Origin of the sequence: Vibrio sp. 1557 (assembly GCF_033340175.1) — a bacterium.
GTDB lineage: Bacteria > Pseudomonadota > Gammaproteobacteria > Enterobacterales > Vibrionaceae > Vibrio > Vibrio alginolyticus.
The window spans coordinates 1-6,044 of sequence record NZ_JAWOVZ010000054.1 but is presented as its reverse complement, the minus strand read 5'-3'; the positions used below and the strand labels follow the sequence as shown (position 1 = coordinate 6,044).

At 43.5% G+C, this 6,044-nt stretch carries 5 protein-coding genes and 1 tRNA gene; 4 read left to right on the top strand and 2 right to left on the bottom strand.

Annotation, left to right across the window (positions count from 1 at the left end):
* From rpoD to R7070_RS24235, 3 genes are all read left to right on the top strand, one after another.
* A partial coding sequence (gene rpoD / locus R7070_RS24245) for an RNA polymerase sigma factor RpoD (RefSeq protein ID WP_318141323.1) occupies positions 1-726 on the top strand: 726 nt, incomplete at its 5' end.
* A gap of 155 nt (positions 727-881) precedes the next feature.
* A tRNA-Ile gene (locus tag R7070_RS24240) sits at positions 882-957 on the top strand.
* A 255-nt stretch (positions 958-1,212) separates the two neighbouring features.
* Positions 1,213-2,016: a MetQ/NlpA family ABC transporter substrate-binding protein gene (locus tag R7070_RS24235; protein WP_256900292.1), complete on the top strand. Its 804-nt coding sequence runs from the start codon at positions 1,213-1,215 to the stop codon at positions 2,014-2,016.
* A gap of 95 nt (positions 2,017-2,111) precedes the next feature.
* Here the strand turns inward: R7070_RS24235 and R7070_RS24230 are convergent, their stop codons facing one another.
* Both R7070_RS24230 and R7070_RS24225 read right to left on the bottom strand, forming a co-directional pair.
* Positions 2,112-2,387 (bottom strand): hypothetical protein, encoded by a 276-nt coding sequence (locus tag R7070_RS24230; protein ID WP_005379716.1) that lies wholly within the window; start codon positions 2,385-2,387, stop codon positions 2,112-2,114.
* 223 nt (positions 2,388-2,610) lie between these two features.
* Positions 2,611-3,330, bottom strand: coding sequence for an SIMPL domain-containing protein (locus tag R7070_RS24225; RefSeq protein ID WP_005379714.1), 720 nt, complete (start codon positions 3,328-3,330; stop codon positions 2,611-2,613).
* A gap of 233 nt (positions 3,331-3,563) precedes the next feature.
* Here R7070_RS24225 and R7070_RS24220 point away from each other — a divergent pair, with 233 nt between their 5' ends.
* On the top strand, positions 3,564-5,327 hold the full coding sequence (locus R7070_RS24220) for a lysophospholipid acyltransferase family protein (RefSeq protein WP_213971582.1): 1,764 nt from the start codon (positions 3,564-3,566) through the stop codon (positions 5,325-5,327).
* Positions 5,328-6,044: the final 717 nt, after the last annotated feature.

Sequence of the window (6,044 nt, the reverse complement as noted above, 5' to 3'; positions counted from 1 at the left end):
CGCCGTGCGAAGAAAGAGATGGTTGAAGCGAACTTGCGTCTTGTAATTTCTATCGCGAAGAAATACACCAACCGTGGCCTACAGTTCTTGGATCTGATCCAAGAAGGTAACATCGGTCTGATGAAAGCGGTAGATAAGTTCGAATATCGTCGTGGTTACAAGTTCTCGACTTACGCAACGTGGTGGATCCGTCAGGCAATCACTCGTTCAATCGCGGACCAAGCACGTACGATTCGTATCCCGGTACACATGATCGAAACGATCAACAAGCTAAACCGTATTTCTCGTCAAATGTTGCAAGAGATGGGTCGCGAGCCACTACCGGAAGAACTGGCAGAGCGCATGCAAATGCCAGAAGACAAGATTCGTAAAGTTCTAAAAATCGCTAAAGAGCCTATCTCAATGGAGACACCAATCGGTGACGACGAAGATTCGCATCTAGGTGATTTTATCGAAGATACAACGCTAGAACTTCCGCTAGATTCTGCAACAGCAACTAGCCTTAAAGTGGCAACAAAAGACGTGCTTGCAGGTCTAACGCCACGTGAAGCGAAAGTACTTCGTATGCGCTTTGGTATCGACATGAACACTGACCATACTCTAGAAGAAGTTGGTAAGCAGTTCGACGTTACTCGTGAACGTATCCGTCAGATCGAAGCAAAAGCACTACGTAAACTTCGTCACCCAAGCCGCTCAGAGACTCTGCGCAGCTTCCTAGACGAATAATCGCAGCGCATATAAGCTTTTAGAAATCAAAAAAGGTGACTTTAGGTCACCTTTTTTATTATCTACTGTTCTAAGTGGATAAAAACTAAGCGCAATTGCCCTAATTGGTATCTAGACACCTTGCAACGCTTCCCCTATAATCGTTGTCCTATCAAGGCCCCTTAGCTCAGTGGTTAGAGCAGTCGACTCATAATCGATTGGTCCGCAGTTCAAGTCTGCGAGGGGCCACCATATTTCGAAAGGCGTAGCAGGTTAATACCTACTACGCCTTTTTTGTATCTTATATCTTTGGGTACAGTTGCGGTAACTCGTCACTAACCTCGTAATAGCTTTTCCTCTTCCCCTCTTCTTTAACTATTATCTGGCTTTCTATACGAGCAATAGAAACAAAATGTCTGCTCGTGATTTAAACCATTGACCCTCAGACAACTTCTGATAGGATGGACATATAAACGTATGGACGTCTAAAGCAAAAATGGAGCTACAATGAAAAGTATTGGTCACTTAAAGAAACTAGCTTTGATTCTCACGGCAGTAGTCGGCTTAAACGCTTGTGGAGAAAAAGATGACTCTGTCATTAAAGTGGGCGCGACAGTTGGACCACATGCACAAGTAGTCGAGGCGGTAGCGAAGGAGGCTGCGAAGCAAGGTTTGAATGTCGAAGTCATTGAGTTTTCTGACTACGTGACACCTAATGCCGCTCTTAGCGATGGTAGCATCGATATTAATAGCTATCAGCACCAGCCATTTTTAGACAACTTCAACAGTAGCCATAACGCCCAATTAGTATCAATTGGTCAGTCCATTCTTATGCGTATGGGGCTTTATTCCAATAAGTATCGCTCACTGCAAGAGCTTCCAAACAATGCACGTATAGCGCTTCCAAATGACCCTACCAACGGTGGTCGTGGTCTGTTGCTACTCGCCGATGCAGGTTTAATTGAGCTGAAACAGGGTGTTGGCCATAAAGCCGCCCTAACTGATATCACAAAAAACGCAAAATCATTTGAATTTGTCGAGGTAGATGCCGCTCAGCTACCAAGAACATTAGATGATGTGGACGCGGCTGCGATTACAATGAACTACGTAATGTCTTCTGGTTTAGATCCGAAGAAACAAAGTATCTATCTTGAAGCAAAAGACGCCCCATTAGCAGTCATGGTCATCGCCACTCGTGACGCAGACAAAAATAATGAAGCGTATAAAAAGTTCGTTTCTATTTATCAATCTCAAGCGATTCGTGATTACCTCGATCGCACTTTCAAAGGCACAATCGAAGCAGCTTTTTAATCAATAAAGCAGCGAATATTTTGCCCCACGAATCAGATAGAAAAGAGGCTAATGTTTTCTCATCGCCTCTTCTTTTCATTACTCACTAAATCGACTCATTGTCGACTTTCAGCCTCTAACTTCATTGCCAAATAAGCTTGGTCAGCAGAAACCAATTCAGGACGGTTAATCAACTTCCAGAGGAAGTATGGTGGGATTAAAAATACGATGAAGTAGAGAGATTCATGGAAGAAAACATCGGCTATCGTTTGCTGATGCTCCCAAAGTGCCGTCAGTGCGAAGAGCTCTAACATCACGCCTAATACGCCAAAGACGACAGAGACAACAATCGCTAAACCCAGTAGTTCTCTAACAAAGTGCTTGTATGCCATGATACTAATTCCTTCTAGCAATAAGTCATACTAACTTACGCTCATAAGAAACAAGTGAGCTTGATTATTATCAAACTCACCTCATCACTGTTAAGAACTTAGTTTTATAAAAAAGTACTTGTATATAGCGTCATCGAAGACTGATTTCCCTATCACAGAGCATAGATACCTCTACAAATAGAAGGTGATGGAACGACCAACTATTGACTATATGAGCGCAACTTTAATCAGATAAGTAATATTGAACCGTCGATACCACTCGTACTTTCTTAATGTAAGGCGTGTTGCTGTCTCGGTCATAAATCGAGAACTGCCCTTGAGTTGCACGTTTGATCTTACCCAGTGAACTCTGTGAGTCTTTCGCAAATTTCTCAGCCACTTCACGCGCATTCTTAGTCGCTTCTTCGATCATGTCTGGCTTCACATCATTCAGCTTAGTAAAGCTGTACTCAACACGATTTGCATAAGGATCTTGGTTAAGCAAAACGCCTTGTTTTCCTAGCTCACCTATTTCATTGATTGCCGCTCGAACAACATCAACACTCTGGCTGTAAACCGTAACGGTTCGCGAGGCCAAATAACGATACTCAATGTCTTGCTCGCTCCCATATTGCTGTGCTTTTCTGTCAATGACCGCTGGGGAAGAAAGGGAAACGCTGGTTTCAGGAAGCCCTTTGGCACTTAGAAAGTCCAAAATCAAACGGGTTTGCTGGTCAATTTCATCAAACATGGCTCCCATATCATTACTCGCTAGAGTAAATTGAATCGGCCAAATCACCGTATCAGCAGGATACTCACGCTCCGACAAACCTTTTACTGTCACGACTCTTTCATAGGCTCGGTATTTCACCGCCGTCTGCTGCATAAAATAGCCAAGGATGCCAAGACCAAGTATCAAACTTAGCCCAATCCAAAGTGCTGCTTTATTGGAAACTCGTTCCATTATTTCCCCCTGATAAATATCAACTTAGCTTAATCTTTGTTCTAGATAAGATAGCCTATCTATTGTTTTAAGAGGGAGACATAACGCGAGTTTTGATTCATAGCACAGTGATATACCGTTTTCTTTAGTCAATAAAGCTTCATTGGTTTGTCACCAAAGGCTCATGCTTTTGCCTCTTAACTGTCATCTGTAATTTCTACTATCCAATCAGCAACTTGTACGCTGAGGTAAATATGGATAGTTCAACCCCTTTTCGTCTCCCTCGTAAAACGCCGTTTGGCATTGGTGAAAACGTTGCTGAATGGGCAACCGGTTTAAACCAGCTTGATAAGTTCTACGCTCAACGCCCCGTTAATGCCGATACCAAAACTTTTCTCCGCTTCACGTTGGATATTTTAGGTATCGATTATCGCATTGCTCATGGTTCACTCGACTCAGTACCTAAACAAGGTGCTACCGTCATTGTGGCGAATCATCCGCTTGGTTGTGTGGAAGGCGTCATCTTGGCCGAACTCTTGTTGATGGTACGAGACGATATCCAAATTCTAGCCAATCAATACCTGAAAACCGTGCCGGAGTTAGATCAGCTCTTCATTGGTGTCGATGTGTTTGAAGGCAAAGACGCCGTCAAATCGAATATGAAGGCCCTCAGAGCGGCTAATAAACACCTAGCAAGTGGCGGCTTATTGCTTGTCTTTCCTGCCGGTGAAGTGTCCCAGTTAGTCGATGCCAAACAACAACGCTTGGAAGACAAAGCGTGGAGTCGAAGCGTAAGTAGCCTAATTCGCAAAAACAAAGCCACGACAGTTCCAGTATTCATCAGTGGCCAGAACTCGAAACGCTTCTATATGGCAGGGAAAATCCATCCACTTTTGCGCACCCTACTGCTTGGGCGAGAACTGCTGAACAAACAGGCGCAAACCATCAACTTATCCTTTGGCCAAGCGATAAAATTTAAAGAGCTGAACACACTTAGCGATGATCAAGTGGTGAACTATTTGCGGCTCAACACTTACTTACTCAATCGTGAAATCCAATCGGTGAAGCCCTCTTCCTCATCAGAACGGCTCTCACCAATAGCGGCAGGGTTACCCGTAGGCGAATTGCTTGAAGAACTGAACAACTTACCAAAAGAGTCCAAGCTGCTAACAAGTGGTGAGTTCGATGTTTACTGCACGGAGTCGCAGAATATCCCTTCCCTGCTGCATGAAATTGGTCGTCTACGTGAGCTCAATTTTCGACAGGTTGGCGAAGGGACAGGACTAGCAATAGACATTGACCATTTCGATCATGATTACCTGCATCTGTTTGTGTGGGACAGAGAGAACCAATGCTTGGTGGGCGCGTATCGTTTAGGTCTGGTTGATCAACTGATTGAAAAGCGGGGTGTAGCAGGTCTGTATTCACGAACGTTGTTTAACTATGACCAACGCTTTATCGACCAAATGGGTAAATCCATCGAAATGGGGCGCTCAGTGATTGCGCAGCAATATCAAAAGAGCATGAGCGCGCTGCTGCTGCTGTGGAAAGGCATCGCAACCTTCGTGCATCAAAACCCAGATTACACTCACCTATTTGGTCCGGTAAGCATTAGCAACGACTATAGCGATACTGCACGCCAACTGCTTGCCCAATCAATGACACTGCATCACTACGACAACAACTGCGCAGAGTACGTCACGCCTTCTAACCCACTTCCTGAGCACCATCGTGACTGGAACACCAGCATGCTTACTGCTCTGGGTGATTTACAGCTATTGTCACGTGTCATTGCCAGAATCGATGAAGGGAAAGGAGTGCCCGTTTTGCTGCGTCAGTACTTAAGCCTCAATGGCAAGCTGGTATGCTTCAACGTCGACCCTGCATTCAATAACGCTCTAGATGGATTGATTATGGTGGATTTGCGCGATGTTCAAGAAAAGACGTTGGCAAGGTATATGGGACGCGAGCAAGCTCATGACTACCTCGTCTATCATACTAATAGCAACGATGATTAAGAACAGTGATTAAGTAGAGAGTTGGGAATCACAAGAAGAACCGTGTGGCGACTCTCTTTATTTACCCTTTCATCAACTAATTAGGCGTGCTCCGTGAAGTGCGCCGAAAAGACTCTTATAGATACAATCTATCGAAAGATCTAGATAGCATTTATCTCACCAATTCCGTCACAAACTTTCACAAAAAACAAAAACAGATCCAGGTCACACTTTAAATCCACCACAACTCAACACAAAACGTGACATTGATCATTACAAGTATTTAATTCGAATTTCAAAAAAAATCAAAAGTGATCAAAGTCACAAAGTATTTTGATTTTAAATTTGTCAGAAGATCGGATTGATCACTAAGATTTTTATTGACAGATTTAAAAGTGGCTTTTTGTTATTAAGTTACAAGTTAATAAGTTGAACTTGGTCACTTAAAAACCTTTTCTCAGCCTAAGAAATGCGGGCGTAGATCACGAAAAACCCGTTGTCAGTTCCAATTGGAAAATGTGTGGTAAATTGATTGGGTACTAAGCAATCAAACAAACGGTTTTGGCGAACCGTTTACTACAACAAGATTCATCAGAACATCGAACGGGGAATTGTTATGATATCACCAGATGCCAAGATCAAGATACAAAATTTTGGTCGTTTTCTGTCAAACATGGTAATGCCAAACATCGGCGCGTTTATCGCGTGGGGCTTTATCACTGCTCTATTTATCCCAAC

Bases quoted from the DNA above. Each gene is read 5' to 3' on its own strand.
- R7070_RS24235 (WP_256900292.1), top strand. From the start codon at position 1,213: ATGAAAAGTATTGGTCACTTAAAGAAACTAGCTTTGATTCTCACGGCA.
- R7070_RS24230 (WP_005379716.1), bottom strand. From the start codon at position 2,387: ATGGCATACAAGCACTTTGTTAGAGAACTACTGGGTTTAGCGATTGTT.
- R7070_RS24225 (WP_005379714.1), bottom strand. From the start codon at position 3,330: ATGGAACGAGTTTCCAATAAAGCAGCACTTTGGATTGGGCTAAGTTTG.
- R7070_RS24220 (WP_213971582.1), top strand. From the start codon at position 3,564: ATGGATAGTTCAACCCCTTTTCGTCTCCCTCGTAAAACGCCGTTTGGC.